Origin of the sequence: Pseudomonas sp. NPDC078416, assembly GCF_050268485.1 — a bacterium.
GTDB lineage: Bacteria > Pseudomonadota > Gammaproteobacteria > Pseudomonadales > Pseudomonadaceae > Aquipseudomonas.
In genome coordinates, this window is sequence record NZ_JBNNGV010000038.1 from 1 (window position 1) to 25,353 (window position 25,353).

General features: G+C 62.9%; 23 protein-coding genes. 16 read left to right on the forward strand and 7 right to left on the reverse strand.

The features are described from left to right. Positions 1 to 455 (forward strand): glutathione S-transferase C-terminal domain-containing protein (locus ACQKEN_RS22790; RefSeq protein ID WP_427688985.1); only part of this gene is annotated, 455 nt, incomplete at its 5' end. A gap of 549 nt (positions 456 to 1,004) precedes the next feature. Here ACQKEN_RS22790 and ACQKEN_RS22795 read toward each other — a convergent pair. Beyond that, on the reverse strand, positions 1,005 to 1,871 hold the full coding sequence (locus tag ACQKEN_RS22795; RefSeq protein WP_427688987.1) for an aldo/keto reductase family oxidoreductase: 867 nt from the start codon (positions 1,869 to 1,871) through the stop codon (positions 1,005 to 1,007). A gap of 100 nt (positions 1,872 to 1,971) precedes the next feature. Here ACQKEN_RS22795 and ACQKEN_RS22800 point away from each other — a divergent pair, with 100 nt between their 5' ends. Next, positions 1,972 to 2,871: a LysR family transcriptional regulator gene (locus tag ACQKEN_RS22800; protein ID WP_427688989.1), complete on the forward strand. Its 900-nt coding sequence runs from the start codon at positions 1,972 to 1,974 to the stop codon at positions 2,869 to 2,871. Positions 2,872 to 3,049: 178 nt separating this feature from the next. Here ACQKEN_RS22800 and ACQKEN_RS22805 read toward each other — a convergent pair whose 3' ends face one another. After that, positions 3,050 to 3,322, reverse strand: coding sequence for a DUF2790 domain-containing protein (locus ACQKEN_RS22805; RefSeq protein WP_346628853.1), 273 nt, complete (start codon positions 3,320 to 3,322; stop codon positions 3,050 to 3,052). Between the two features lie 514 nt (positions 3,323 to 3,836). Between ACQKEN_RS22805 and ACQKEN_RS22810 the strand changes: the two genes are divergently transcribed. The 3 genes from ACQKEN_RS22810 to ACQKEN_RS22820 are packed head-to-tail and all read left to right on the forward strand — an operon-like array spanning position 3,837 to position 7,721. Then, on the forward strand, positions 3,837 to 4,289 hold the full coding sequence (locus tag ACQKEN_RS22810) for a (2Fe-2S)-binding protein (RefSeq protein WP_074893339.1): 453 nt from the start codon (positions 3,837 to 3,839) through the stop codon (positions 4,287 to 4,289). Between the two features lie 11 nt (positions 4,290 to 4,300). Further along, positions 4,301 to 6,493, forward strand: a complete 2,193-nt coding sequence (locus ACQKEN_RS22815; protein WP_427688992.1) for a molybdopterin cofactor-binding domain-containing protein — start codon at positions 4,301 to 4,303, stop codon at positions 6,491 to 6,493. 10 nt (positions 6,494 to 6,503) lie between these two features. Further along, positions 6,504 to 7,721, forward strand: a complete 1,218-nt coding sequence (locus ACQKEN_RS22820; protein WP_427688994.1) for a c-type cytochrome — start codon at positions 6,504 to 6,506, stop codon at positions 7,719 to 7,721. Positions 7,722 to 7,782: 61 nt separating this feature from the next. Here the strand turns inward: ACQKEN_RS22820 and ACQKEN_RS22825 are convergent, their stop codons facing one another. Then, positions 7,783 to 8,178, reverse strand: a complete 396-nt coding sequence (locus tag ACQKEN_RS22825; RefSeq protein ID WP_427688995.1) for an ester cyclase — start codon at positions 8,176 to 8,178, stop codon at positions 7,783 to 7,785. A 249-nt stretch (positions 8,179 to 8,427) separates the two neighbouring features. On the opposite strand from ACQKEN_RS22825, the gene ACQKEN_RS22830 reads away from it, so the two are divergent. Both ACQKEN_RS22830 and ACQKEN_RS22835 read left to right on the forward strand, forming a co-directional pair. Then, positions 8,428 to 8,853: an NUDIX hydrolase gene (locus ACQKEN_RS22830; protein WP_427688997.1), complete on the forward strand. Its 426-nt coding sequence runs from the start codon at positions 8,428 to 8,430 to the stop codon at positions 8,851 to 8,853. A 225-nt stretch (positions 8,854 to 9,078) separates the two neighbouring features. Then, positions 9,079 to 11,502, forward strand: a complete 2,424-nt coding sequence (locus ACQKEN_RS22835; RefSeq protein ID WP_427688999.1) for a glucose/quinate/shikimate family membrane-bound PQQ-dependent dehydrogenase — start codon at positions 9,079 to 9,081, stop codon at positions 11,500 to 11,502. Positions 11,503 to 11,712: 210 nt separating this feature from the next. Here ACQKEN_RS22835 and ACQKEN_RS22840 read toward each other — a convergent pair whose 3' ends face one another. Both ACQKEN_RS22840 and ACQKEN_RS22845 read right to left on the reverse strand, forming a co-directional pair. After that, entirely contained in the window at positions 11,713 to 12,402 is a 690-nt protein-coding gene (locus tag ACQKEN_RS22840; RefSeq protein ID WP_427689001.1) for an ATPase, read from the reverse strand. Between the two features lie 175 nt (positions 12,403 to 12,577). Next, positions 12,578 to 13,912 carry a PLP-dependent aminotransferase family protein gene (locus ACQKEN_RS22845; protein ID WP_427689043.1) on the reverse strand — a complete coding sequence of 445 codons (1,335 nt, stop codon included), beginning with the start codon at positions 13,910 to 13,912 and terminating at the stop codon, positions 12,578 to 12,580. 137 nt (positions 13,913 to 14,049) lie between these two features. On the opposite strand from ACQKEN_RS22845, the gene ACQKEN_RS22850 reads away from it, so the two are divergent. After that, positions 14,050 to 14,946, forward strand: a complete 897-nt coding sequence (locus ACQKEN_RS22850) for a DMT family transporter (protein ID WP_427689003.1) — start codon at positions 14,050 to 14,052, stop codon at positions 14,944 to 14,946. Between the two features lie 119 nt (positions 14,947 to 15,065). On the opposite strand, the gene ACQKEN_RS22855 is transcribed toward ACQKEN_RS22850, so the two are convergent. Continuing rightward, complete coding sequence (locus ACQKEN_RS22855; RefSeq protein WP_427689005.1) at positions 15,066 to 16,403, reverse strand: PQQ-dependent sugar dehydrogenase; 1,338 nt, start codon at positions 16,401 to 16,403, stop codon at positions 15,066 to 15,068. A 306-nt stretch (positions 16,404 to 16,709) separates the two neighbouring features. On the opposite strand from ACQKEN_RS22855, the gene ACQKEN_RS22860 reads away from it, so the two are divergent. From ACQKEN_RS22860 to ACQKEN_RS22885, 6 genes are all read left to right on the forward strand, one after another. After that, the gene (locus tag ACQKEN_RS22860; protein ID WP_427689007.1) at positions 16,710 to 17,900 is read left to right on the forward strand and encodes a GAF domain-containing sensor histidine kinase; all 1,191 of its coding nucleotides are present in this window, start codon (positions 16,710 to 16,712) and stop codon (positions 17,898 to 17,900) included. 103 nt (positions 17,901 to 18,003) lie between these two features. Continuing rightward, a complete protein-coding gene (locus ACQKEN_RS22865) occupies positions 18,004 to 18,753 on the forward strand; it encodes a creatininase family protein (protein WP_427689009.1) in 750 nt (249 codons plus the stop codon). Between the two features lie 165 nt (positions 18,754 to 18,918). Beyond that, positions 18,919 to 19,284: a hypothetical protein gene (locus ACQKEN_RS22870; RefSeq protein WP_427689011.1), complete on the forward strand. Its 366-nt coding sequence runs from the start codon at positions 18,919 to 18,921 to the stop codon at positions 19,282 to 19,284. A gap of 283 nt (positions 19,285 to 19,567) precedes the next feature. Beyond that, entirely contained in the window at positions 19,568 to 20,587 is a 1,020-nt protein-coding gene (locus ACQKEN_RS22875; protein ID WP_427689013.1) for an alpha/beta hydrolase, read from the forward strand. Between the two features lie 229 nt (positions 20,588 to 20,816). Continuing rightward, positions 20,817 to 22,025: an MFS transporter gene (locus ACQKEN_RS22880; RefSeq protein ID WP_427689015.1), complete on the forward strand. Its 1,209-nt coding sequence runs from the start codon at positions 20,817 to 20,819 to the stop codon at positions 22,023 to 22,025. A 57-nt stretch (positions 22,026 to 22,082) separates the two neighbouring features. Next, positions 22,083 to 22,448 carry a glyoxalase superfamily protein gene (locus tag ACQKEN_RS22885; RefSeq protein ID WP_427689017.1) on the forward strand — a complete coding sequence of 122 codons (366 nt, stop codon included), beginning with the start codon at positions 22,083 to 22,085 and terminating at the stop codon, positions 22,446 to 22,448. Between the two features lie 12 nt (positions 22,449 to 22,460). On the opposite strand, the gene ACQKEN_RS22890 is transcribed toward ACQKEN_RS22885, so the two are convergent. Next, entirely contained in the window at positions 22,461 to 23,315 is an 855-nt protein-coding gene (locus tag ACQKEN_RS22890) for a LysR family transcriptional regulator (protein WP_427689019.1), read from the reverse strand. Positions 23,316 to 23,461: 146 nt separating this feature from the next. Between ACQKEN_RS22890 and ACQKEN_RS22895 the strand changes: the two genes are divergently transcribed. Both ACQKEN_RS22895 and ACQKEN_RS22900 read left to right on the forward strand, forming a co-directional pair. After that, on the forward strand, positions 23,462 to 24,328 hold the full coding sequence (locus ACQKEN_RS22895; protein WP_427689045.1) for a DMT family transporter: 867 nt from the start codon (positions 23,462 to 23,464) through the stop codon (positions 24,326 to 24,328). A 146-nt stretch (positions 24,329 to 24,474) separates the two neighbouring features. After that, the gene (locus tag ACQKEN_RS22900) at positions 24,475 to 25,347 is read left to right on the forward strand and encodes an NAD(P)-dependent oxidoreductase (RefSeq protein WP_427689021.1); all 873 of its coding nucleotides are present in this window, start codon (positions 24,475 to 24,477) and stop codon (positions 25,345 to 25,347) included. Positions 25,348 to 25,353 lie beyond the last annotated feature (6 nt).

The window sequence follows — 25,353 nt, forward strand, 5'->3', positions numbered from 1 at the left end:
TTGGCGAGTTGCTGCCCAAGGACCTGGCCGGCCGCACCGAAACCCTGAACTGGTTGTTCTGGCAGATGGGCGCTGCGCCGTATCTGGGCGGCGGCTTCGGGCATTTTTATGTGTACGCACCGGAGAAGTTCGAGTACGCAATCGACCGCTTCACCATGGAAGCCAAGCGTCAGCTGGACGTATTGAATCGGCGCCTCAGCGAAAGCCCTTACCTGGCCGGCGACAGCTACACCATCGCCGACATCGCCGTGTGGTCGTGGTACGGGCAGGTGGTGCGCAACACCGTGTACGGCGCCGCCGAATTCCTCGCCGCCCACGAATACACCCATGTGCAGCGCTGGGCCGAAACCATTGCCCAACGCCCGGCAGTAATTCGCGGCATGCGCGTCAACCGGACCTGGGGCGATGACGCCACCCAAGTGCCGGAACGGCATGATGCGTCGGACTTGGATTGAAGCAAATCCCCGGCGGTCGGCGGGCGCCCCGATTTAGTGGGACCGGCTTCAGCCGGGAAAGCGTCAGTCGTCACGCTGCAAAATCGAGGGTGTTCACACCGGCCCCTTCCCGGCTGAAGCCGGTCCCACTCATGTGGCCACGACGCGATACTGTAGGGAGCCGGCTTGCTGGCGAACGCGGGGTGTCAGCACAGAACAGGGTGGCTGACACACTGCCTTCGCCAGCAAGCCGGCTCCTACAGATCCCTGCCCGGCATTTGTTCTGCGGGGTTACGCCTGGCCGCTCCCCGGCTAAAGCCAGTCCTACTGACAGCATGCATTCCTCCTGCGGGCACGACGCGATACCGTAGGAGCCGGCTTGCTGGCGAACGCGGTGCATCGGCTGCCATCTGTGCTGAACACGCCGACGTCTTCGCGGGCAAGCGCGCTCCTACAGAGCTTTTGCCCGACATCACTTCTGCGGTGTTGTACCCGACGCCTTCCCGGCTAAAACCAGTCCCACTGTCAGCATGCATTCCGCCATTAGGACCGGCTTCAGCCGGGAAGGCGTCAGGCGCCCTGCCCGTCGAGTTCGGCGAGCATGTCTTGGGGAATCACCAGCTCGGCGGCGGTGAGGTTTTCGTGCAAATGCGCCACCGAGGAGGTGCCCGGTATCAGCAGCAGGTTGGGCGCACGCTGCAGCAGCCACGCCAGGGCCACGCACATCGGCGAGGTATCGAGGCGAGTGGCGACATCCGACAGAGTCTGCGACTGCAAGGGCGTGAAGCCACCCAGCGGGAAGAACGGCACGTAGGCGATGCCCTGTTTGCCGAGTTCAGCGATCAGTTGCTCGTCATCGCGGTGGGCCAGGTTGTAATGGTTCTGCACGCAGACCACCTCGGCAATGCTCTGCGCCTCGACGACCTGTTTCGCGCTGACGTTGCTCAAGCCCAGATGCTCAATCAACCCCTGACGCTGCAATTCGGCCAGCGTACTGAACTGCTCGGCAATCGACGCTTCGTCCGGTGAATGCCCGGTGCCCCACGCCCTGAAGTTCACCACGTGCAACGCTTCCAGGCCGAGATTGCGCAGGTTGTCGTGCACCGCGCTCACCAACTCCGCCGGGCTGTTGGCAGGATTCCATGAAGCGTCGGTGCCTCGGGACGCGCCGACCTTGGTGACGATCAACAGCTCATCGGCATACGGATGCAGGGCTTCGCGGATCAGTCGATTGGTGACATGGGGGCCATAGAAGTCAGCGGTGTCGATATGGTTGACCCCGGCCGCCAGCGCTTCACGCAACACGGCAATAGCCGCAGCGTGATCTTTCGGCGGTCCGTAAACACCCGGTCCGGCCAGTTGCATGGCGCCGTAGCCCATGCGATTGACGGTCCGGCCGCCGAATGAAAAGTGTCCTGCTTTGCTGGCCTGGCTCATGGGTGACGCCTCGTGCTCAAGAATGTGGCACGACTATAGGCGTTGACCGATGCGCTGATAATCAGGTGCAATCGGCACGGGTTGTACGAGCGAGCGGACAATGGCGACAGACATTCAGGATTTGCTGGCCTTCGTGGCCGTGGTCAACGCGGGCGGTTTTCGGGAAGGCGCACGGCTGAGCGGCAAGTCGGCGTCCAGCCTCAGCGACGCCGTTCGACGCATGGAGTCGCGCCTCGGCGTACGTCTGCTGAACCGCACCACGCGCAGCGTCGTGCCGACGGAAGCCGGCGCGCGGCTGATGGAACGGATTGTCCCGGCCCTTGGGGAAGTTGAATCGGCGCTGGACGTGGTCAACGATTTCCGCGACCGCCCATCCGGCACGCTCAGGCTCAACGTACCGGTCAGCGCCGCGCGCTTGATATTGCCGGCGATCATCACGCCGTTCCTGCAAGCGCACCCGGACATCCGCATGGAAGTGGTCACGGAAGAGAGCTTCGTCGACATGCTCGCCGCCGGCTGCGACGCGGGCATCCGCTACGACGACCGCCTGGAACAGGACATGATCGCCGTGCCCATCGGCCCGCGCGTTCAGCGTTTCGCGACCGCCGCCTCGCCGGCGTACCTCGACGCCCGGGGCCGGCCCGAACATCCGCGGGATCTGTTGAACCACAGTTGCCTGCGGGGCAAATTCCCCAGCGGTTCTGTTCCACTGTGGGAATACGAGCGCGACGGCGAAGTGGTACGGGTCGATCCGACCGGCCCACTGACCGTGCGAATTGGCGGGGCAGTCGACCTCGCCGTGCAAACCGCCATCGACGGCCTGGGCATCGTCTCGTTGTTCGAAGACTGGTTGCGCCCCCATCTGGACAGCGGTGCACTGGAACCGGTGCTCGAACCCTGGTGGCCAGGTTTCAGCGGGCCCTTTCTGTATTACCCGGGGCGGCGCTATGTGCCATCACCGTTGAGAGCCTTCCTGGACTTTATCCAGCGGCGGGCATGAGGCTTATCCACGCCAAGACGTGATTCAGTCTTTTGAATGAGTGGGTGCCATCGCGAGTTCATGCCGATATATATACAGCGGGATGTGCCACCTAATTATTCAGGCAAAAAAAAACGCTGCATTCAATGCAGCGTTTCTTTTATAGCGTTTGTAGTTGAAGCCGCCAGGGCACTGGCGATCAACCATTTTGACGACCGTAGCCCATGATGGTGTAGTCAAGGCTGTGGGTCACGCCGGCGTGGTCAACATACACCATGGTGGATTGCACCGGACCATCAACTTTCTGTGGGTCCTGGGCGTTTTTGATGCTGATCACTTTCGCGACGTCGATACCTTTGTGACGGTTGTATTGTTCAACCTGGGTCAAGGGCTGTTGGCTGGTGGCTGGGAGTTCGCCGGCAGCGGCAAATACACTGACGAGGGACAGAGCAGCGAAGGCTAATACTTTCATGGTGATTCTCCAGAAGTTCATTAAGTAGTGATTAAGCAAAGCGCTTGTCGTTTGCTTCTGGGGCCATTCTGTTCGTGTTCCGCGCCGATGATAAATACTTAAAATCGATAAAGCCCATCACTGGCATTGATGCGCGATTTAATTACATCAACTTCAGTAATAGACCTTTGCGCATTCTGTTAACCCACAACTTTGGGCCCGAGTGGCGGGCCCTGTGCATATACCCTTTTCAGAGCGGCAGCGCCGGGGACTTTCCCGGAGCGCGTCATGTTGCCGAAGGCATTCAACTGTCCCCGGTGAAATATTTTCGGTGCAAACAAACATTTCCAATGATGAACGTACTACCATTCGTCTGCTGGCTCGTGACGATACCAACATCCCCGAGCAGACCTCTATAAAGCGCTGGCCACTGGCACGGCGCTATTTTTTTAAAACAAACCGAAGCCTTGATGCCGCCTCACGAGCCCGCTCGTGGCGCAGTGCGTCAACCGTGATGACCGTCTGAGGTTGTGTGATGCAGAAATTGATGATTAACGGCCAGGAGCACGACCTGGATGTCGCCGACGACATGCCATTGTTGTGGGTCCTGCGCGACGTGATGGGCCTCACCGGCACCAAATATGGCTGCGGCATTGCCCAGTGCGGCGTGTGCACCGTGCACCTGGACGGCCAGGCCGTGCGTTCATGCGTGTTGCCGGTCAGCGCCGTGGCGGGCCGCAAGGTCACGACCATCGAAGCCGTCGGCGAGCAGGCCGTGGGTCAGGCGGTGCAGAAAGCCTGGCTGGACCACGAAGTCGTGCAATGCGGCTACTGCCAGTCGGGGCAGATCATGTCGGCCGTCGCGCTGCTGCAGGAACACCCCAAAGCCAACGACGAACAGATCGTCAACGCTATGTCGGGCAACCTCTGCCGCTGCGCCACCTACACCCGCATTCGCGCCGCCATCAAAAGCGTCAGCCAGGCCTGAAGGAAGTCATCATGTCCGAATCACAAACACCTGCCGCGATGCTCTCGCGTCGCGGGCTGCTCAAAGGCAGTGCGCTGCTGGGCGGCCTGGTCATCGGCACCTACCTGCCGGCGACGATTACCCGCAGCTTCGCTGCCGATGTGGTCCAGGGCGCCAGCCTCGGTGACAACGCCGAGCAAGGCTATGGCGCTTTCGTGCGCATTGATCACAGCGGCGCCGTCACGCTGATTTCGCCGAAGATCGAAATGGGCCAGGGCGTGCAGACCGGCATCGCCATGATGGTCGCCGAAGAGCTCGAAGTGCCGTTGAGCCAGATCACCATCACCGAGGCGCCGCCCAATGCGGCGCTGTACACCGACGCGCTGCTGAGCTTTCAGGCCACCGGCGGCTCGACCTCCACCCGCTACAGCTGGGAGCCCCTGCGCAAGGCCGGCGCCGGCGCGCGCATCGTGCTGATCCAGGCCGCAGCCATGCGCTGGAAAGTCGCGCCGAGCCAGTGCCACGCCGAAAACGGCCGGGTCATCGGCCCGAACGGTCAAAGTGCCGGTTACGGCGAGCTGGTCGATGCCGCCGCGAAGTTACCGCTGCCGACCGACATCCCGCTCAAGGCCGTCAGCGAATTCAAGCTGCTGGGCAAGCCGGTCCAGCGACTGGACACCCCGAACAAAGTCAACGGCACGGCGAAATTCACCATCGACCTGCAAGTGCCGGGGATGCTGATTGCCTCCACCCTCACCTGCCCGGTCCACGGCGGCAAGCTGCGCGGCGTGAAGAACGAAGACGCTGCGCGTAAGGTCCCCGGCGTGCGCGATATCGTCCGTCTGGACAACGCGGTGGCGGTGACGGCGAGCAATTTCTGGTCCTGCCAGCAAGCGCTCAAGGCGCTGGACATCGACTGGGACCTCGGCCCCCATGCCGGCCTGGATTCAGCCCAGCTGGACAAATCGCTGTTCGACGCGAGCGCAGGTGATGGCGTGTTCGCGCACCAGTCCGGTGACATCGCCGGCGCGCTGAAAAATGCCACCAGCCGCTTCGAAGCGATCTACGAACAACCCTTCCTGTCCCACTCCCCCCTTGAGCCGATGACCTGCGTCGCCCATGTGCGCGCCGACGCGTGCGAGTTGTGGGTCGGCTGCCAGGCGCCGGGGATGGCCCAGGCGGGCGCGGCCAAAGTCTGCGGCATGCCGGTGGAAAAAGTGGTGATCCACAACCAGTTGATCGGCGGTGGTTTTGGTCGTCGTCTGGAGTCCGACTTCATCTTCCAGGCCGTGGACATCGCGCGCCAGTTGAGCTACCCGATCAAGCTGATCTGGAGCCGCGAAGAGGACATGACCCACGACCGTTATCGTCCGCACTACGTTGACCGCCTCAATGCGGCGCTGGACAAAGACCTGCGTCCGGTGGGCTGGGAGCATCGCATCGCCGGTGCCTCGGTCGTCGCTGCCTACATCGGCGCATTGCCGGCGGACGGCGTCGATGGCGATGCCGTCGAAGTGGCGAAGGACCCGATCTACACCCTGCCCAACCTGCAGGTGCGCTACATCCGTCACGACCCGGAAGTGATTCCGGTCTCGTGGTGGCGGGGCGTCGGACCGCTGCGCAGCACCTATGCCATCGAGTGCTTCATCGACGAACTGGCGCACAACGCCAAGGTCGATCCGGTGAAATACCGCCTGGCCCTGATGCAGTCGCAACCCCGCGCCCAGGCAGTGCTGACCAAGGCGGCGCAACTGGTGGAGTGGGACAAGCCGCTGCCGGCCGGTTCCGGCCGTGGCGTGGCAGTAACGGCGGTGTTCGGCAGCTTCGTCGCCACCATCGTCGAGCTGGAGAAGGAAGGCGAGAAAGGCCTGCGCATCAAACGGCTGGTGACGGTCATCGATTGCGGTTTCGCTACCAACCCGACGTCCGTGGCGTCGCAGATGGAAGGCGGCACGCTGTTCGGTCTGTCGGCTGCGCTGTTCAACGAAATCCTCATCGAGAAGGGTCAAGTGCAGCAGACCAACTTCCACGAGTACCGGCAGATCCGCATGAGCGACGCGCCGCCGGTGGAGGTGCACATCGTCGAAAGCGTCGAGACCCCTGGCGGTGTCGGTGAGACCGGTGCCGTGCCCGCTGCGGCCGCGCTGGTCAATGCGGTGTACGCCGCGACCGGTGTACGCGAGCGTCGTCTGCCGTTGAGCCGCTTTGGCTATTTCACTGTTTAAGGAGCGCGTCATGAACGTTTTCAACACTGCGCTCGGACTTGTGGCCGGTTTGCTGGCCAGCACCGTTTACGCGAGCGACACCCCAGCGATGAGCAAGGGCGAATACCTGACCCGCGCCGCCGATTGCGTGGCCTGCCACGTGGTACCGGGCGGCAAGCCGTACGCCGGCGGGCTGGAATTCAAGTTGCCGTTCGGCAGCCTGTATTCGCCCAACATCACCCCGGACAAAGAAACCGGGATCGGCAACTGGACCGACGACGAGTTCGTCGATGCGCTGCAGAAAGGCGTGGGCAAGGACGGCAAGCATTACTACCCGGCCTTCCCTTACACCTCCTACACACAGATGTCCCGCGAAGACATCCTGGCGATCAAGGGCTACCTGTTCAGCCTTGAGCCGGTGAAGCAGATGCCGCCTGAGAACAAGATTTCGTTCCCGTTCAATCAGCGCTGGGGAATGATGTTCTGGAATGCGATCTTCGCGTCCAACGAACGCTTCGTCCCGGACAGCAAGCAATCGGCTGAATGGAACCGCGGCGCGTATCTGGTGCAGGGGCCGGGCCACTGCGGCGAGTGCCACACGCCACGCAACATCTTCCAGGCGATGAGCACCGGTAACTCGCTGGCGGGCGCAGAACTGGGCAACTGGATGGCCTACAACATCAGCTCCGACGCCAAATACGGCATCGGCGCCTGGCCGGAAGAAGCGATCGTCAGCTACCTGTCGAAGGGCTACGCGGCCGGTTTCGGGGGCGCGGGCGGTCCCATGGGTGACGCCGTCGAGCACAGCCTGCGCTACCTCGATCCAGCTGACCTGAAGGCCATCGCGGTGTACCTCAAGAGCACGCCGGCACGAAGCGAAGGCATCCCCCGGCCGACAATGGCGGTGAACGATGCCGCGCTGCAAAAGGGGCTCGGCCAGAAGCTGTTCAACGACACCTGCGTGGCCTGTCACCAGATCGACGGCAGCGGCCGGCAGTCACCGGCGGGCGGGTTGGCCGGCCTTAAAACCGTCAACGACCCCAAAGGCCGCAACCTGATGGCGACCCTGCTGGAAGGTCACACGCCAACAGCGGCACGGGTCGACCAGCGCATGCCTGACTTTGCGCGCAGTTACAGCGACGCTGAACTGGCCGCCGTAAGCACCTTCGTGCTGCGTCGGTTCGGTCAGAGCAACGGCGAGGTCAAAGCCGAAGACGTCGCCAAAAACCGCGCCAGCGCGTTGCATTGATGGAGCGGTGGCGCGGCTGATTCTCGTGTGAGTCAGCCGTGCTGCCAGGCCATTCGGCGGTTCAGGGCTTCGGCACCTGCGCCGCCACCGCCGCCTTGTCGATCACCGACTCGACGTTGACGATACGCCCTGCCTCAAACGTGTAGAACACGTTCTCCGTAAACCTCACCCTCCTCCCGTTCACCAGCACCTCGAACAACTCGCCCACCGGCGTGCAGTCGAACCTCAGCCGCGCGGCGATGTGCGGTGGATCAGCGATCAGCAGATCGATGACGAAATGCAGGTCTGGAATGGCGCGGAAATCCCGCTCCAGCATCTGCCGGTAGCCGGCCAGACCGACACGCTCGCCGTTGTAATGCACGTCCTCGCTGACGAAGTCTCCCAAGGTGGCCCAGTCCTGGCGATTGAGGCAGGCGATGTAGCCGGTGTAGGCGTCTTTGAGTGTCTGGTTGTTCATCGTTTCTCCCGGGGTGGGTGGTGACATGAATGTTAGTACCACTGGACGCACGCGATGCTTTTGTAGGACTGGCTTCAGCCGGGAACAGGCCAGCGTGAACACCATCAACTTTTCAGTGTGACGACTGACGCCTTCCCGGCTGAAGCCGGTCCCACTGGTTGACTGCGGTGTGTCAGTCCCAATGGCGCACGACGATGTCCCAGCCAGGAAGTGCTAGGTTATCCGCACTGACTCCAACAAGGCGCAATCATGTCCGCACACCCTCCCTTCTCCGGTGCGAAAGTCGCGATTCTGTGCAACGGCACGCTGCTCACTTACCAACGCGATGACAAGCCGCAGATCCCCTGGCCGAATCTGTGGGACCTGCCCGGCGGCGGGCGCGAGGGGGACGAGACGCCGGAAGAATGCGCCGTGCGGGAGACGATGGAAGAATTCGGCATCGTCCTCGACACCGCGTCCATCATCCACAAACGGGTCTACCCGGGTCAGGGCGTCGACGGGCTCGACACCTGGTTCTTTGTCGCTGAAGTGGCCGAGGGTTTGTTCGAGCGCGTGGTGTTCGGTGATGAAGGCCAGCGATGGCAGGTGATGACGGTCGAGGCGTTTCTTGCGATGGACAACGCGGTTGACCGCCTGCAACACCGTTTGCGCACGTTCATGGATCAGCAGCGCTGACACGTCCCAGCCCCGCACTTCGTTCACCCCAACTCACCCAAACAGAGACAAATTGACACAGCAGCTGTGGTTATTTGCTATCTTCGCCAAAATTAACTAACCGGTTAATTAGCGAAGGATACTAGCCGAAGAGACACATTCGTCAGCAACCACGCTTTGAACCCTTGTCCTCACCTCACTTGATCGGTCGTCCATGACCCTTCTTCGCGTCAGCAGGAATGCCTCATGAATCACTCACAACCTTCGGCAGCCGTCAGCCGCTGGCCCCTTCGGGTCGTCGCGCTGGGCGTGCTGGTTTTCGGATTACTTTTTGCAGCGGGCGGCGGCTACCTCGTCACGCTGGGCGGCAGCGCGTATTTCCTGCTGGCCGGCCTGGGCTTGACGGTCTCGGCTATCCAGCTGTTCAGAGCACGCGTTTCAGGCGCATGGCTGTTTGCGGCGGTGATGATGCTGACGCTGATCTGGGCGCTGGTGGACGCCGGGCTGGTGTTCTGGCCGCTGGTGTCCCGCCTGTTTGCCCTCGGCGTGCTGAGCCTGCTGGTCGCATTGATTTACCCTTCCCTGCGCAAGGCCAATGGCCTCGAGGCCGGTCGCGGCGGATACGTGCTTGGCGGGGTGCTGGCGGTGGCAATAGTCGCCGGATTCTGGGGGATGTTTCAGCCCCACGCGTCGGTGTCGCCCACGGGCGATGGCCCGGCGCTGACCCAAGTCGATCCGGCCCACGCGCAGAAAGACTGGGCGCACTACGGCAACGATGAAGGCGGCAGCCGCTTCGCCGCGCTGGACCAGATCAACCGCGACAACGTGAGCAAGCTGGTGCCGGTCTGGACCTACCACACCGGCGACGTCGCCATCAGCGACGGCAATGGCGCCGAAGACCAGATGACCCCGTTGCAGGTCGGCGACAAGGTGTTCATCTGCACGCCCCACAACAACGTCATCGCGCTGGATGCCGACACCGGCAAGCAGCTGTGGAAAAACGAAATCAACGCCAAGTCCGCCGTGTGGCAGCGCTGCCGAGGCCTGGCTTATTTCGACGCCAGCGCCGCCGTCGCGCCACCCACCGATGGCAGCACACCTGCGGCGTCGGTCGCAGTGCCTGCCGGCGCCAACTGCCAGCGTCGCTTACTGACCAACACCATCGACGCGCGGCTGATTGCCGTGGACGCCGACACCGGCGAGTTTTGCCAGGGCTTCGGCAACAACGGCCAAGTCGACCTCAAAGCCGGCCTGGGCAACGTGCCCGACTCTTACTATCAATTGTCATCGGCGCCGCTGATGGCCGGGACCACCGTGGTGGTCGGCGGTCGCGTGGCCGACAACGTCCAGGCCGACATGCCCGGCGGCGTGATCCGTGGCTTTGACGTGATCACCGGGCAGATGCGCTGGGCGTTCGATCCGGGCAATCCCGAAGACAAACAGGCGCCGTCCGCTGACAAGACCTATGTGCGCAGCACGCCGAACAGCTGGGCGCCGATGTCCTACGACCCGGCCATGAACACGCTGTTCCTGCCAATGGGCAGTTCGTCCACAGACATCTACGGCGTCAAGCGCACGGAGCTGGATCACACCTACGGCGCCTCGGTGCTGGCATTGAACGCCACCACCGGCGTGCAGAAGTGGGTGTATCAGACGGTCCACAACGACCTCTGGGATTTCGACCTGCCGATGCAGCCGAGCCTGATCGACTTCGCCAGGCCTGACGGCAGCAAGGTGCCGGCGCTGGTGATCGGCACCAAGGCCGGGCAGATTTTCGTCCTCGATCGACACACCGGCCAGCCGCTGACCGAGGTCAAGGAGGTCCCGGTCAAGGCGTCGAATATCCCTAATGAACCGTATTCGCCGACCCAGCCAAAATCCGTGGGCATGCCGCAGATCGGTGCGCAGACCCTGACCGAATCGGACATGTGGGGTGCAACCCCTTTCGACCAGTTGCTGTGCCGGATCTCGTTCAAGAAGATGCGCTATGACGGCCTGTTCACCGCGCCGGGCACCGACATTTCGTTGAGTTTCCCGGGCTCCCTGGGCGGGATGAACTGGGGCAGCCTGTCGACGGATCCGGTCCACGGCTTCATCTTCGTCAATGACATGCGCCTGGGGCTGTGGATTCAGATGGTGCCGCAACTAAAAGACGCCATCGCCGCGTCCGGCGGTGAAGCGTTGAACACCGGTATGGGCGCGGTGCCACTGAAAGGCACCCCGTACGCCGTCAACAAAAACCGCTTCCTGTCCGTGGCCGGCATCCCGTGCCAGGCACCGCCGTTCGGCACGTTGACGGCCATCGACATGAAGACCCAGAAGATCGCCTGGCAAGTGCCGGTGGGCACCGTTCAGGACACCGGCCCGATGGGTATCAAAATGCACCTGCCGCTGCCGATCGGGATGCCGACGCTGGGTGGCACGCTGTCGACCCAAGGCGGTCTGGTGTTCATCGCCGGCACCCAGGATTACTACCTGCGCGCGTTCAACAGCGCCAACGGCGAAGAAGCCTGGAAAGCCCGCTTGCCGGTTGGCAGCCAGGGCGGGCCGATGACGTATGTGTCGCCGAAGACCGGCAAGCAGTACATCGTCATCACCGCCGGCGGCGCCCGCCAGTCGACGGATCGTGGTGATTATGTGATTGCCTACGCACTGCCTGACGGCAAGTAACCGCCCCCACAAAAAAACCGCTGACGCCTTGATGAGGGGCGCAGCGGTTTTTGGTGAAACGGGCGTGAGGAGCGACACAAAAAACTGAAGCCATACGCACTGTAGGAGCGCGCTTGCCCGCGATAGGGGTTTGCCTGCGACTCATGCGCTTCAGACACTCCGCCATCGCGGGCAAGCGCGCTCCTACAATGACGGGCGGGGCGCCCCTGATCAATTAATCGCCACTTCCGCGGAGTTACCTGTGGTCACCAGCGCTTTGAGCGATGCATCGAACTGCTTCAAGGCGTTGATCTGCAGGTCGCGTTGCTGGTTGATCTGGGCGGCGATCTCCGGGGCGGCCTTGTCGTGGACCCACACCGAGGTCAGCTCTTTGGCGCCGAGGCCTTCAGCCTTGCCGATGTACTGCAGATTCGAATCATAGAACTTGGCAATGAAGCGCGCTTCGACCTGAGAATTACGCTGGGACACCAGGCGGCTGTAGGTGTCGAGCATCACCACCACATCCGGCCGCGCCTGCATCAGCGCATCGAGGTTTTCATACACGGTCACCGACGCAAACTGCTTCTGCAACGAGCCTTTCAGCCAGTCCATCGCCAGTTTCGGATCGGAGCTGCTGACAAACGCTTCACGAATCCGCGAATCCAGCCCGCCATTCTTGACGCCCTTCAGCGCCACGGCGTGATAACGCTCAAGGTATTCGAGGGTGCTGACGGTGTTTTCGCTGTAGAGCACGCCAACGCTTTGGGAAGCCTGCAACGCCACACGGCTTTCAACCACCGGCAGCAAATGGCACGCCTCGGCGTCCGCGGCCGAAACAGGCCCTGCTGCGACAGCAGAACCCGTGGCGACGAATCCGCTGGACAGCACGGCGACGAGGGTCAGCAGGGTTGAAATGTTCATCGCGTGGCATCCTTCTAAAGCAAGTTCGGTATGGGGCCATCCTCCTCTCTTCCGGGAAAAAGAGAACTCGCCTGGCGTGATGGTCACTATCGATTTCAGGAATGGTATGGGCTTTGAGAAACACCTTTACCAATGCTTCAACAAAGCCCGCTGCCGCCCTTTCCTTTCGCACCCTTCAATACACGTAGCGGCCGACCGCCCGACGTACTTCCTGCAACGCAACCCGCAACGCATAAAGGTCCAGAGAGCCCAACGCCAGGCGAATCCCATGGGGGACGACGCTGGAGGTGGCGAAGGGTTCGGCAGTCGAGACCGCCACCTTGTTCGCCAGCAACGCCATGGCCACCTGATCGGCTCTGGCGTCTTCCGGCAGTTGCACCCATAAAAAATAGGACGCCGGGTGACTGATGATGTTCAACCCGATTAACAGCGCCCGGGCGAGCGTCTGTCGGACCCGAGCGTCGAGGCGTTTTTCCGCCTCAAGCCGCGCAACGGTGCCGTCCTCAATCCAGCCGCAGACCAGCGACGTCATGACCCCCGGCGTGTTCCAGACCGTCGCCCGTATCGCCCGCTCGATGGCTGAAACCCATTGCAGCGGCGCGACCACGTACCCTACCCGCAGCCCGGTGGCGATGTTTTTCGAGAACCCCGAAACGTAGACGGTCAGCTCCGGCGCCAGGGCCTTTAACGGCGCTGGCGGCTGATCGGCCAGAAACGCATACGCGGCGTCTTCGATCAACAGCAACCCATGCTGCCGTGCGATACGCACCAAGTGTTCGCGCCATTGCAGGTCCATTACCCAGCCCATGGGGTTGTGCAGCGTCGGCATCGTGTAGACCGCCTTGATCCGTCGGCGCTGGCAGAGTTTCTCAAGCGCGGTCAGATCGGGGCCGTCATCAGCATGGGGGATCGCGATCAGCTCCAGCCGGTGCGCGTCGGCCATCACTTTGAAGCCTGAATAGGTGAGCGCATCCACCGCCACCACATCCCCCGGCTTGAGCAACGCCATCACCGTGACCGCCAGGCCATGCTGCGCGCCGCTGACGATTGCCAGCTCGTCAGCCTCGACTGCCAAGCCCCGAGCAGCAAGGTGCCGAGGGATGCACGCGCGCTCATGGCCTCGGCCTGCGTGGGGTTGATAGCGCAGCAGTGCTTCCAGATCACCCGACAACGCCAATTGGCGCAGACCACTGCGCAACAGTTCGGCCTGCCCCGGCAGGGTCGGGTAGTTGAAATTGAGGTCGAGCACCCCGGGCGCGCTGGTCTGCTGATCGACGCCATGGCTGAGCGGCAGGGCGATTTCCCGAACGAAGGTGCCACGCCCGGTTTCGCCGCTGACCAGGCCCATGGCTTCCAGCTCGGTATAGACCCGGGACGCCGTGACCAGCGCCAGACCTTCAGCCACCGCCAACTGACGATGAGTCGGCAGGCGTGTCCCGGGCGTCAGCTCACCGGACGCGATCTGCGCGGCGAATCGGTCCACAAGGGTTTTGTAGCGAGCGCGGGGCATAGACGCTGTATCCATGACAATTCTTTGATCGTACTGATTCTGCCCCTTACGCTGCCTTGACGGCAATCGACCCGTTGGCAATCCAACCTCAATCGGCAATGGCGTCCTCACGCCTGCACTTCAGGAGTCCGCACCGAATGGAAATCTCTTCAAGGGTCCAGCCCCTGTCGGCAAAACCTTCCAATGCCGGATGGCTGAACGGCCTGATCGGCGTAATCATTTTCAGCGGATCATTGCCGGCCACGCGCATCGCCGTGCTGGAGTTCGCGCCGCTGTTTCTGACCGTCGCCAGAGCTTCGATTGCCGGTTTGGTCGCGGTCTGCCTGCTGCTCGTATTGCGAGAAAGGCGCCCGCAGCGCAACCAACTCATGCCGTTACTCATCGTCGCCAGTGGCGTCGTGGTGGGCTTCCCGTTGCTCACGGCGCTGGCGCTGCAATACGTCACGTCGGCGCACTCCATCGTTTTTGTCGGCCTGTTGCCGTTGGCGACTGCCGTGTTCGCCGTGCTGCGTGGCGGCGAGCGGCCACGCCCGGTCTTTTGGGTGTTCTCGCTGATGGGCAGTGCGCTGGTGGTGGGGTTTGCCTGTGCTCAAGGACTGTCGGCGTCGCCGGCGGGCGATCTGCTGATGTTGCTGGCGATTGTGGTGTGCGGCCTGGGTTACGCCGAAGGCGCCACGCTGTCCCGGACGCTCGGCGGGTGGCAGGTCATCTGCTGGGCGTTGGTGCTGGCGTTGCCGCTCATGCTCATCCTGACCCTGTTCAGCGCGCCGCCATCGCTGTCCGTTATCAGCGCACCCGCTTGGGTGAGCCTGGGCTACGTGTCGCTGTTCAGCATGCTGATCGGGTTCGTGTTCTGGTACCGCGGTCTCGCCCAGGGTGGCATCGCGGCGGTGGGGCAGCTGCAATTGCTGCAGCCCTTTTTCGGCCTGACCCTGGCTGCTACGGTGCTGCACGAACACGTCAGCGTGGGCATGCTAGTCGCGACCATCGGGGTGATCCTCTGCGTGGCTGGTGCGCGGCGGTTTTCACGCTAACGACAGAGGTATCAGGACCGCTGCACCGGGCGCCGGCCTGACCGACCCAGTGCTTCAACCGCTCCAAAACGAAAAATGCCGGTGATCATCACCGGCATTTCCCGTTCATTACGAAGACATCACTTGGCCTGACTGACGCGCCAGACCTTGTTGCCCACATCGTCTGCGACCAGCAATGCGCCCTGCTTGTCGAGGATCACACCGACCGGGCGGCCCTGTGCGTCGCCGTCGGCGTTAAGGAAGCCGGTCAGGACGTCCACCGGCATGCCGGTCGGACGGCCGTTCTGGAAGCCGACGAACACGACTTTATAGCCGGCCTGCGGATTGCGGTTCCACGAGCCGTGCTCGCCGATAAACACGCCGTCGGCAAATTTGGCCGGCATGCCGCGGGGGTCGGACCAGGTCAGGCCCAGCGGCGCGACGTGGGTGCCGAGGGCGTAATCCGGCGCGATGGCCTTGGCCACCATGTCCGGGCGCGGCGGCTGCAAGCGGCTGTCGACGTGATTGCCGTAGTAGCTCCACGGCCAGCCGTAGAACGCGCCGTCCTTGACCGAGGTCAGGTAATCCGGCACCAGATCGCTGCCGATTTCGTCACGTTCGTTGACCACCGTCCACAGCTCGTTGCTGCCCGGTTTCCAGGCCAGCCCGTTGGGGTTGCGCAGGCCGCTGGCGAACAGGCGTTTCTGCCCGGTCTTGACGTCCACTTCCCAGACCGCTGCGCGGCCTTCTTCGGCTTCCAGACCGTTCTCGGCCACGTTGCTGTTGGAGCCAACGGTGACGTACAGCTTGGTGCCTTCGCGGTTGGCGATGATGTTCTTGGTCCAGTGGTGATTGATGCCCGCCGGCAGGTCGGTGACTTTCACCGGCTTGGCGGTGCTTTCGGTCTGGCCGTCGTTGTACGGGACCTTGACCACGGCGTCGGCATTGGCGATGAACAGTTCGTTGCCGACCAGCACCATGCCGAATGGCGATGTCAGGCCGCTGATGAACACTTTCTTCATTTCCGCGCGGCCATCGCCGTCGGCATCGCGCAGGATGCTGATGCGGTTGGCGCTTTCGGCTTCGGCACCGACCCGGCTCATGACGATCCCGGTGGCGGTGCGCTTGATCCAGGCCATGACGCCCGGCCCGCCGTCCGTCGCGCCTTCAGGCTTGGGCGGCTTGTTGCTTTCGGCGACCAGGATGTCGCCGTTGGGCAGGCTGTACAGCCAGCGCGGGTGATCGAGGTTCTCGGCCAGCGCGCTGACCTTGAAGCCTTCGGCAGCCTTGGGCATGTCGGTACCCTTCCAGCCGACGGCCTTGGACACCTTGACCGTCGGAATCAGCGTGCTGTTGGGCTCAGGCAGTTGCGGCTGCGCGCCTACGCCGGCCTGGAACGGCAGCTTGGCGGTTTCGCCACAGGCACTGAGCATCGCAGCAGTGGTCATCAGCAGTGCAAATCGGTGCATCGCAATCATCGTTCAACCTCGCGGCGGCCATCCATGGGCCCATTGTTTTAGGAAATAAAAAGCGCTGAGAACAGAGAGCTCAGAGAAGCATAGGCTTCGAGGGACATAAGACTGACAAGTATCGCCACGTCGACCGACAGCAAACAGCGCATGGGACGCAAATGACATTTGCTTTTGGGGCATCAGTAAAACGACCCCGGCTTGGGCGTCAGGGTTCAATAATCCGCGTCGACACCTCGCTTGCGGGACCGAGGGGTTAGCCATGCTGGCCGATTTTAGATACGCTCACTTCTACTACCCCCAGAGCCATATCCAATGACCCGTCCAGAGTTTGCCTTGGATGTCGAGGCGATCCTTGCAATCCCCGCCGTGCCCGTGATTCTGAGCATGGTCAAGCACATGACGGGCATGCGCTTCGCGGCGATCGCCAGGGTCACGGAAAGCCACTGGGTGGCCTGCGCCGTCGACGACTCGATCAATTTCGGCCTCAAGCCGGGCGGCGAACTGGTGCTGGAGTCGACCATCTGCCACGAGATCAGGCAGCATCAGCAGCCCGTGGTGTTTGGCCACGCCAGCGCCGACCCGCACTTCGCCACCCATCACACGCCCCTCACCTACGGGCTGGAAAGCTACATCTCGATCCCCATCGTTCAGGCCGATGGCCGCTTCTTCGGCACGCTGTGCGCGATCGATTCGGTGCCGGCCAACCTGGACGATCCCGCCATCGTCAAGACGCTGACCCTGTTCGCGCAGTTGATCGCCATGAGCCTGGACACCCAGGGTCATCTGGACAGCGCCCGCGCCGAGCTGACCGACGCCAATGAGAACGGCCGGCTGCGCGAGCAATTCATGGCGGTGCTGGGCCACGACCTGCGCACGCCGTTGAGTGCGATCCGCATGAGCGCCGACCTGCTGGCGACTAAAACCGAAGACAAGCGCTCCCAGGGACTGGTCGCTGCCATACGGCAGAGTTCGATCCGCATGGGCGCGCTGATCGAGAACGTCCTGGATTTTGCCCGGGGCCGAATGGGCGGCGGCATTCCGGTGAAGCGCCAGGCCAACGACGATCTCGCCGAGGTATTGAAGGCGACGGTGGACGAGATCCGGGCCTCCCAGCCACAGGCAACGTTCAACGAAGCCATCGAGCTCATCGGCACGGTCTACTGCGACCCGCTGCGCATCAGTCAGTTGCTGTCCAATCTGCTGGGCAACGCGGTGACCCATGGTTCGCTCACCTCGCCGATTGACCTGCACGTCTGGCAGGAATCCGATCAGGTCATCATTTCCGTCATGAACCGCGGCGCGCCCATTTCCCCACGGCTGATGCCGTTGCTGTTCCAGCCCTTCACCCGATCCGAAGCCGGCGGTCGCGGAGAAGGCCTGGGACTGGGGCTGTACATCGCCTCACAGATCGCCACGGCCCATGACGGCACCCTGACCGTCAGCTCATCGGAAGAGCTGGGCACCTGTTTCATCGCGCGTTTTCCTTCTGCGCCACCCGCGTGAGTGTCGACACGGCAGCTAAGCACGCACGTTAATTTTTCGCTATAAGCCACTTTCCTGAAGCCCATTTTTTTTGAAGCCCCTTTTCCTGAGGAGAGCACCTGACATGCTTCTGCACCAGTCCACGTGGATCGAGATCGAGCAGTTTCTCAAACGCAGCCGCACGATCGTCGTGCCCATCGGTTCGAACGAACAACACGGCCCCACCGGCCTGCTCGGCACCGACTGGATGTGCCCGCAGATCATCGCCCACGAAGCGCAGCAGAGCGCCGATATCCTGATTGCGCCGACCTTCAACATTGGCATGGCGCAACACCATCTGGGTTTTCCCGGGACCATCTCGCTGCGCCCTTCGACGTTCATCGCCGCCATCGGTGACTGGGCGCGCTCGCTGGCGGGTCACGGCTTCGAAAAAATCCTCTTCCTCAATGGTCATGGCGGCAATATCGCGTCGATCGAGGCCGCGTTCTCCGAGCTGTACGCGGAGGCCAGCTTTGCAGGGCGTTCTGCCGGCTTCGCCCTGAAACTGACCAACTGGTGGGACCTGGAAGGCGTTGGGGAACTGGCCCATCGGCAGTTTCCGGTGGGCCACGGCTCCCACGCGACGCCGTCCGAGATCGCGGTGACCCAGTGGGCCTACCCGGACGCCATCAAGTCAGCGGACTACTCACCGCAAATCGCCCCCTCAGGGCCGATCCGCGAGGCGAAGGATTTTCGCGCGCGCTTCCCGGACGGGCGCATGGGCTCAGACCCTGCGCTGGCCACTCCGGAAAAAGGCGGCGAGCTAGTGACGCTGGCGGCCAAGGGGTTGGTGCGAGCGGTCGATGCGTTCAGTCGCGAACCGGCGCTGCATTAACGTCGCTGCCTTGACGGGGCTTAGCCGTGCGGCAATAGCGCGCGGGCGTTGAACTCGTCAGCCAAACGGCGGCCATAGTGATGTGCGCTTTTTGAAACGGTATTGGATCTGGGGCAGGCAGCAGCGCAACGACCTTGCCCGGTCCCCTTGGCTGACAGGTGATACGTGAATACTTTTATCCCACTGGACAAAGTTGAAGAAATTGATCTGCAGGATTACCACGAGGTCTGGCTGACCACGTCGGAAACCTGGCCACAGGACCCGGCGACTGTTCACCGCAAGTGCCTGTGGCGCCAGGATCGCGAGATGACCGCCGATGTGGAAATCGACGGCGTGTACTTTGAAAATCTTCCGCACCTGTGGCTGCGTGTGGACGATCTCGATAACCAACAGGACATCGACCTGGTCATCGAAAAGCTCAAGGCGCGCATCGCCGCACTGAATCTCCAGGGCGAGTTCTACCCTGCCGAGCTGCCGAAAGCGGCGCCTCACAAAGACGAAGACGAAATCAAGAAAGACCTGCGCAGCTAATCCGCTTCACCCCCCCGCTTCTCAGACGCGCGCCGTTGCTGACCTTCAGCACGGCGCCGTTTTTGTTTCTGCCGCACGGATCCCGTGGCTGAGGCCTTTATACGTAAAACCGACTGGCGTCGCTCACAGCCCATCGTCTCTTTAACGGAAACAATGTGTCTCTAATTAGGCCAATTGTTCCACTCATGGCAACTCCGTACAGTGTGGTCCAAGCCAGCCGGAAAGCGCTCGTTGCGCTAAGCCGGCTCATTTGATCCCCGTGCCAATCCATGCGAGCGCCATCATGAATAATGTGACAAAAACCCTGACCGCTACCCTCCTCGCTCTCACAGTCAGCCAGGCTTTCGCCGCTGAAACCGCCGTGCCTGAACACCAGACCCAAGCGTTCCTCAATGCGCTGGCCGCCGGGGGTGGCAAGCCACTGGAACAGCTCAGCCCGAAAGACGCCCGTGCGGTGCTGACCGGCGCGCAGAATTCGGTGAAGGTGGATTTGAGCGGGACTCAGGTCAGCGAGAAAACCATCAAGGCCGATGGCCAGAACATCAAGCTGACCCTCGTGCGCCCGGCCAACGTCAAGGGTGCGCTGCCGGTGTTCATGTTCTTCCACGGTGGCGGCTGGGTGCTGGGTGACTACCCGACTCACGCCCGCTTGATTCACGATCTGGTGGTGGGCTCGGGGGCGGTCGCGGTGTACGTGGATTACACGCCCTCACCCGAAGCGCATTACCCGACAGCGATCAATCAGGCCTACGCCGCGACCCGTTGGGTGGCCGAACATGGCAAGGAAATCAACGTGGACGGCTCGCGTCTGGCCGTGGCCGGCAACAGCGTAGGCGGCAACATGGCAGCTGTGGTAGCGCTGATGGCCAAGGAGCACAACACGCCCAAGCTGCGCTTCCAGCTACTGTTGTGGCCGGTGACCGACGCGACGTTCGACACTGGCTCATACCAGCAATACGCCGAGGGGCATTTCCTGACCAAAAACATGATGACCTGGTTCTGGGACAGCTACACCACCGACGCCAACCAGCGCGCCGACATTCATGCCTCGCCGCTGCGCGCCAGCACCGAACAGCTCAAGGGCCTGCCGCCTGCGCTGGTGCAAACCGCCGCCCTCGACGTGCTGCGTGATGAAGGCGAAGCCTACGCCCGCAAGCTGGATGCCGCCGGTGTCGACGTCACCGCCGTGCGCTACAACGGTATGGTCCACGACTACGGCCTGCTCAACCCGCTGAGCAACATTCCCGAAGTCAAAGCGGCCATGCGCCAGGCAGCGGGCGAGTTGAAGGCTCACCTGAACTGAGTTCATCGGAGGCCACCCGTCTTGCGGTATAGCCTCCGACGTCTTCCCGGCTGAAGCCGGTCCTACCAAGGTTCTGTGTGCATTCAGTAGGACTGGCTGTGACCTCGACCGTGGGACCGGCTTTAGCCGGGAAGGGGCCAGTGTGAACACCCTCAAACGCACATCGGTACAAGCCCACTCCACCCCTCTCTCTTAATGTCACCCATCTGATCCCTGCGAGGCGCTTCGAATGAATCACTCCCACACAACCTGGAGCCGGCAGACCAGCTTCTGGGTCGCGGCCGCCGTGGTGGTCCATACGCTGTGGACCAGCGCCGCGCCCGCCATGATGTACCCGCTGTACGCCCATCAATGGCAACTGACGCCGACCGTGACCACGCTGATCTTCGCGGTGTTCCCGGTGTTCGTCGTGGCGACGCTGATTGCTCTGGGTGATCTTTCCGACTACATCGGGCGCCGTGCGGCGATGCTGCTCGGGGTCAGCGCTTCACTGATCGGCGTGCTGTTGTTCGCCGTCGCCCCCGACGTCACCTGGCTGTTGATCGGCCGGGCGTTCATGGGCATCGGCGTCGGGCTGTCGGCAGGTCCTTCGGCGGCTGCGGTCGTCGAGTTCAGCGCGCCGGGCAAGGCGAAACTCGCCGGCGCCATCACCACCGCCGCGCAGGCTTCGGGCCTTGCCGCCGCGCTGATCCTCGGGGGCGGACTGATCCAGTACGCACCGTTTCCCACGCGCCTGAGTTTCTGGGTGTTGATTGTCGTACTCGGCGCCACGCTGTTCGGCGTCTGGCGTTTACCGCGCCACACCCCGGCCGAGAGCAAGAAACCCTGGTCCCTCAAACTGCCGCACATTCACCCACCACTGCGCCGCACGTTTCTGGTGTCCGTCAGCGCAGTGCTCAGCGCCTACTCCGTCGGCGCGACGATGCTCTCGCTGGGCTCGCAGATCGCCCACGACCTGATCGGCTCAAGCAACGCGCTGGTCAACGGCGGCGCTATTTCGCTGTTCGCCATCGTCCTTGGCATCACCGGTATCGTCGGCAAACGCTTCGGCTCAAGGCTGTCGATCATCGCCGGCGCGAGTTTTTCCATCGTCAGCCTGTTGCTGCTCATGCTCGCGACCAAAACCCACGCCCTGCCGGTGTTCCTGCTCTCCAGCGCGGCCAGCGGTGCCGGCTACAGCCTGTTGTTTATGGGGGGTCTCAACCTGATCAACGCCCACGCGCCGATGCATCACCGCGCCGGCACCCTGTCGGCGCTGTTTCTGGTGGCGTACCTGATGCAGGGCGTTGTCGCCCTGTTGCTGGGCCGCGCCGCCACCGCCTGGGGTCTGGACCTGGCGATTGATGTCGGCTCGGTCGCCCTGGCCGCCTTGGGTCTGGGCGCGATGTTGCTGGCCATTTACGTGCGCCAGCCGCCCACCAGAGCAGACGCCGGCTAGACGCGGGGCCACGCTGGGCTAGAATCGCCCGCTCAGATCATCAAGGAGTGACCCCCTGTGCAGATGTCTCCGGCGATACCGCTGATTCGTATTTTTTCCGAAGCCAAGGCCAAAGAGTTCTACGTGGATTTTCTCGGCTTCAGCCTGGAATGGGAGCACCGCTTTGAACGGGGTCTGCCGCTGTATGCCCAGGCCCGCCGCGACCAACTCGTCATCCACCTGACTGAACACCATGGCGACGCGACGCCGGGCTCGACGCTCTTCGTGCCGGTCAGCGACATCGCCGAACTGCAGCGCGAACTGCTGGCGAAAAACTACGGCTATTCGCGCCCTGGCATTCAGGACCTCGACTGGGGCAAGGTCATGGAAATCGCCGACCCGTTTGGCAATCGCCTGCGCTTCTGCGAGCGCTCCGAGGATTGAGCCGCACCGCCGTCAGAGCCTGAAATACTGCCCGATCGCCCGCCGCAGCAGGTCCACCGCGTCATCGCCGTGGGAGGCAGATGAGCGCACGACGATGATGTCGTGGTCGGCGATCAGCGGCAGGCCGTCGAGAATGCGCATGCCGTCGGTGACCCGGGCGCGGTCGATCACGCTGATGCCCATACCTGCCTCGACGCAGGCCTTGACCGCCTGATTGGACGGGCTTTCCAGTACGATCCGCAGGCGATGACCGCTGCGTTTGAGCGACTCGACCATCGCGTGCCGATACGGGCACTGCGTGGCATGCACGGCCAGTGGCAACGGGTCCGGTAATTCCCCTGATTGATGCGCGGCGCCAACCCACACCGGCGTGGTGGATACCAGCAGTTGATCATCAGCGCGCAGTTGGTCTTTTAGCTGGGCGATGATCGCCACTTGAAGACGACCCCGCTGCACCTGATCGCGCAGGGTGTAGCTGGGCGCGGTCTTCAGCTCAAGCACGATATTCGGCCATGCCGCCACAAACGCCGGGAGCACGTCGCGAATCAGGTGCGATGCGTATTCGTCCGACACGCCCAGCGTGATGCGCCCCGCCAGTTGCGTGCCCTGCAATTCGGCCAGCACGTGATCATGGGTGCTCAGCAGCGCAGCGGTGGAGGTCAGAAAACGCTTGCCCAGCGGCGTCAGCGACACCGATTGATTGTCGCGATTGAGCAGTCGCCCCCCCGCCACCGCTTCCAGCCGCTGCACGTGCACGCTGACCGCCGCCGGACTTTTGTGCAGCTGTTCCGCCGCCGCGCTGAACTTGCCGATGCGCGCCACGGCGTGAAAGGTGCGGACCTGCTCGATATCCAGAATGGCGCTCATGGTTTACGTATCCCGAAGCACTGCTGCCGTTTATTTTGATTTATTAGATTACGGCGGTTGAGTACGTTGGGTCCATGAACACTTCAAACGAACTGACCAACGTGAGCCTCACCCTTCCGTCCCCACGCCGGGCGATCCCCTTGCCGCTGCTGGAAGCCGGGCTGGTGGTCATCTGGAGTTCGGGCTTCATTGGTGCGCGCTTCTCCATCGATTACGCGCCGGCGTCGTTGGTGGTGTTCTGGCGTTGCCTCCTGGTCACGCTGTTGCTCTTCCCCTTCGTCGCCCGACAACTGCGCCAGACGCCGCCCGCCGTGCTGCTGAAAAACGCCGGCATCGGCCTGCTGGCCATGGCCGGTTATCTGTTCGGCGTGACCGAGGGGATTGCCCTTGGCGTGCCCGCCGGGCTGGCGGCGCTGTTCGCCGACCTGCTGCCGATCGGCATGGCCGTGCTGGCGGCGGTGGTGCTCCGCCAGCGACTGACCCGCGGGGTATGGATCGGTTTGATCATCGGCCTGGCGGGCGTGATGCTGGCGACCCACGACGCGCTGGCCTGGGGCAACGCACCCCCATGGGCCTACGCCCTGCCGGTGCTGGGCATGCTGTCGCTGGCGGTCGCTACGCTGTGGCAAAAACATTCCCCGGACCCGAAGGCGTTGGGGCTGCTGCCCAACCTGTGGCTGCAGTGCTTCGTCTCGACCTTCGTGTTTGCCCTCGTGGCCGGACTGCACGGGAGTCTGGCCCCCGTCCCCAATGCAGGCTTCGCGATGAGTGTGCTGTGGACGTCGGTGTCGACGGTCGGCGGTTACGGCCTGTACTGGATGTGCCTGCGCCGGGCCACGCCGACCCGGGTCGCCAGTGTGCTTTACCTCAGCCCGCCGCTGACGCTGCTGCTGGCCTGGGCCATGTTCGACGAGCCGTTGTCGTGGCTGATGGCCCTGGGCATGGCGGTCTCGGGGGTCGGCATCGGTCTGGTGATACGCGGCGAGGCGCGACAGGCGGCAGAGCATGGGTGATGTCACGTGGAATGGGCGGGCACGCTGCTAGAGTGACGCGGTCCCATGCTTCAAGGAGGTGAGCTGCACAGGTCGTGAACGACCTTGCTCGCCCCGTTCGGCGCTCTCTCGCGCTGTACTCCCATCGTCTACTGGAGCGCATCCCCATGAAAATCGGCTTTTTGGGCCTCGGCAATATGGGTCAGGCCGTGGCTGGCAATCTGTTGAAAGGCGGTCATGAACTGCTGGTCTGGAACCGGTCCCCCGAGGCGGCGCAGCCGCTGGTCGAGCAAGGCGCCACGGCGGTCACCGACCCTGCGCAGGCGTTCGCCGTCGACGTGGTGTTCAGCATGCTTGCCGACGACAAGGCCTTGCGCAGCGTGCTGCTGGATTCGGGCCTGCTCAAGCCACTCAAGGGCCCACTGATACACATCAACATGGCGACCATTTCCGTGACCTTCGCCGACGGGCTGGCCGAGCTGCACGCCGCGCAGGGCATCGACTACATCGCCGCGCCGGTGATGGGCCGCCCTAACATGGCCGCCGCCGCGAAGCTGAATATCATGGCTGCCGGCTCCGCTGAAGCCATCGACCGGGTGCAACCGTTGTTCGACCTGATCGGCAGCAAGACCTGGCGGATGGGCGACAAACCCTCCAGCGCCAACGCCATGAAACTGGCGATGAATTTCATGCTGGTCTCGGCCATCGAGGCGATGAGCGAAGCGGCCGTGCTGGTCACCCGCCACGGTCTCAAATCCGCCGATCTGGTGGAGCTTGCGTCGGGGACGATCTTCCCCGGCCCGGTGTACGCCGGTTATGGCGCGCTGATTGGCGAACGCACCTACGAGCCGGCGGCGTTCAAGGCGGTGCTGGGGCTCAAGGACGTGGATCTGGTGCTGGCGGCGGCCAGCCAGGTGTCGGTGGATATGCCGAGCGCCGACATGATCCGTGCCCACCTGCAGGACGCCATTGACCACGGTCAGGGCGAGATGGACCTGGCGGTGTTGGCCGAAGTGGCCGAGCGACGCAATCCGCGCTGAGTGCTT

What these genes read in the sequence shown, in the direction of transcription:
- ACQKEN_RS22795 (WP_427688987.1), bottom strand. Translation starts at nt 1,871, where the DNA reads ATGAGCCAGGCCAGCAAAGCAGGACACTTTTCATTCGGCGGCCGGACC.
- ACQKEN_RS22800 (WP_427688989.1), top strand. Translation starts at nt 1,972, where the DNA reads ATGGCGACAGACATTCAGGATTTGCTGGCCTTCGTGGCCGTGGTCAAC.
- ACQKEN_RS22805 (WP_346628853.1), bottom strand. Translation starts at nt 3,322, where the DNA reads ATGAAAGTATTAGCCTTCGCTGCTCTGTCCCTCGTCAGTGTATTTGCC.
- ACQKEN_RS22810 (WP_074893339.1), top strand. Translation starts at nt 3,837, where the DNA reads ATGCAGAAATTGATGATTAACGGCCAGGAGCACGACCTGGATGTCGCC.
- ACQKEN_RS22815 (WP_427688992.1), top strand. Translation starts at nt 4,301, where the DNA reads ATGTCCGAATCACAAACACCTGCCGCGATGCTCTCGCGTCGCGGGCTG.
- ACQKEN_RS22820 (WP_427688994.1), top strand. Translation starts at nt 6,504, where the DNA reads ATGAACGTTTTCAACACTGCGCTCGGACTTGTGGCCGGTTTGCTGGCC.
- ACQKEN_RS22825 (WP_427688995.1), bottom strand. Translation starts at nt 8,178, where the DNA reads ATGAACAACCAGACACTCAAAGACGCCTACACCGGCTACATCGCCTGC.
- ACQKEN_RS22830 (WP_427688997.1), top strand. Translation starts at nt 8,428, where the DNA reads ATGTCCGCACACCCTCCCTTCTCCGGTGCGAAAGTCGCGATTCTGTGC.
- ACQKEN_RS22835 (WP_427688999.1), top strand. Translation starts at nt 9,079, where the DNA reads ATGAATCACTCACAACCTTCGGCAGCCGTCAGCCGCTGGCCCCTTCGG.
- ACQKEN_RS22840 (WP_427689001.1), bottom strand. Translation starts at nt 12,402, where the DNA reads ATGAACATTTCAACCCTGCTGACCCTCGTCGCCGTGCTGTCCAGCGGA.
- ACQKEN_RS22845 (WP_427689043.1), bottom strand. Translation starts at nt 13,912, where the DNA reads ATGCCCCGCGCTCGCTACAAAACCCTTGTGGACCGATTCGCCGCGCAG.
- ACQKEN_RS22850 (WP_427689003.1), top strand. Translation starts at nt 14,050, where the DNA reads ATGGAAATCTCTTCAAGGGTCCAGCCCCTGTCGGCAAAACCTTCCAAT.
- ACQKEN_RS22855 (WP_427689005.1), bottom strand. Translation starts at nt 16,403, where the DNA reads ATGATTGCGATGCACCGATTTGCACTGCTGATGACCACTGCTGCGATG.
- ACQKEN_RS22860 (WP_427689007.1), top strand. Translation starts at nt 16,710, where the DNA reads ATGACCCGTCCAGAGTTTGCCTTGGATGTCGAGGCGATCCTTGCAATC.
- ACQKEN_RS22865 (WP_427689009.1), top strand. Translation starts at nt 18,004, where the DNA reads ATGCTTCTGCACCAGTCCACGTGGATCGAGATCGAGCAGTTTCTCAAA.
- ACQKEN_RS22875 (WP_427689013.1), top strand. Translation starts at nt 19,568, where the DNA reads ATGAATAATGTGACAAAAACCCTGACCGCTACCCTCCTCGCTCTCACA.
- ACQKEN_RS22880 (WP_427689015.1), top strand. Translation starts at nt 20,817, where the DNA reads ATGAATCACTCCCACACAACCTGGAGCCGGCAGACCAGCTTCTGGGTC.
- ACQKEN_RS22890 (WP_427689019.1), bottom strand. Translation starts at nt 23,315, where the DNA reads ATGAGCGCCATTCTGGATATCGAGCAGGTCCGCACCTTTCACGCCGTG.
- ACQKEN_RS22900 (WP_427689021.1), top strand. Translation starts at nt 24,475, where the DNA reads ATGAAAATCGGCTTTTTGGGCCTCGGCAATATGGGTCAGGCCGTGGCT.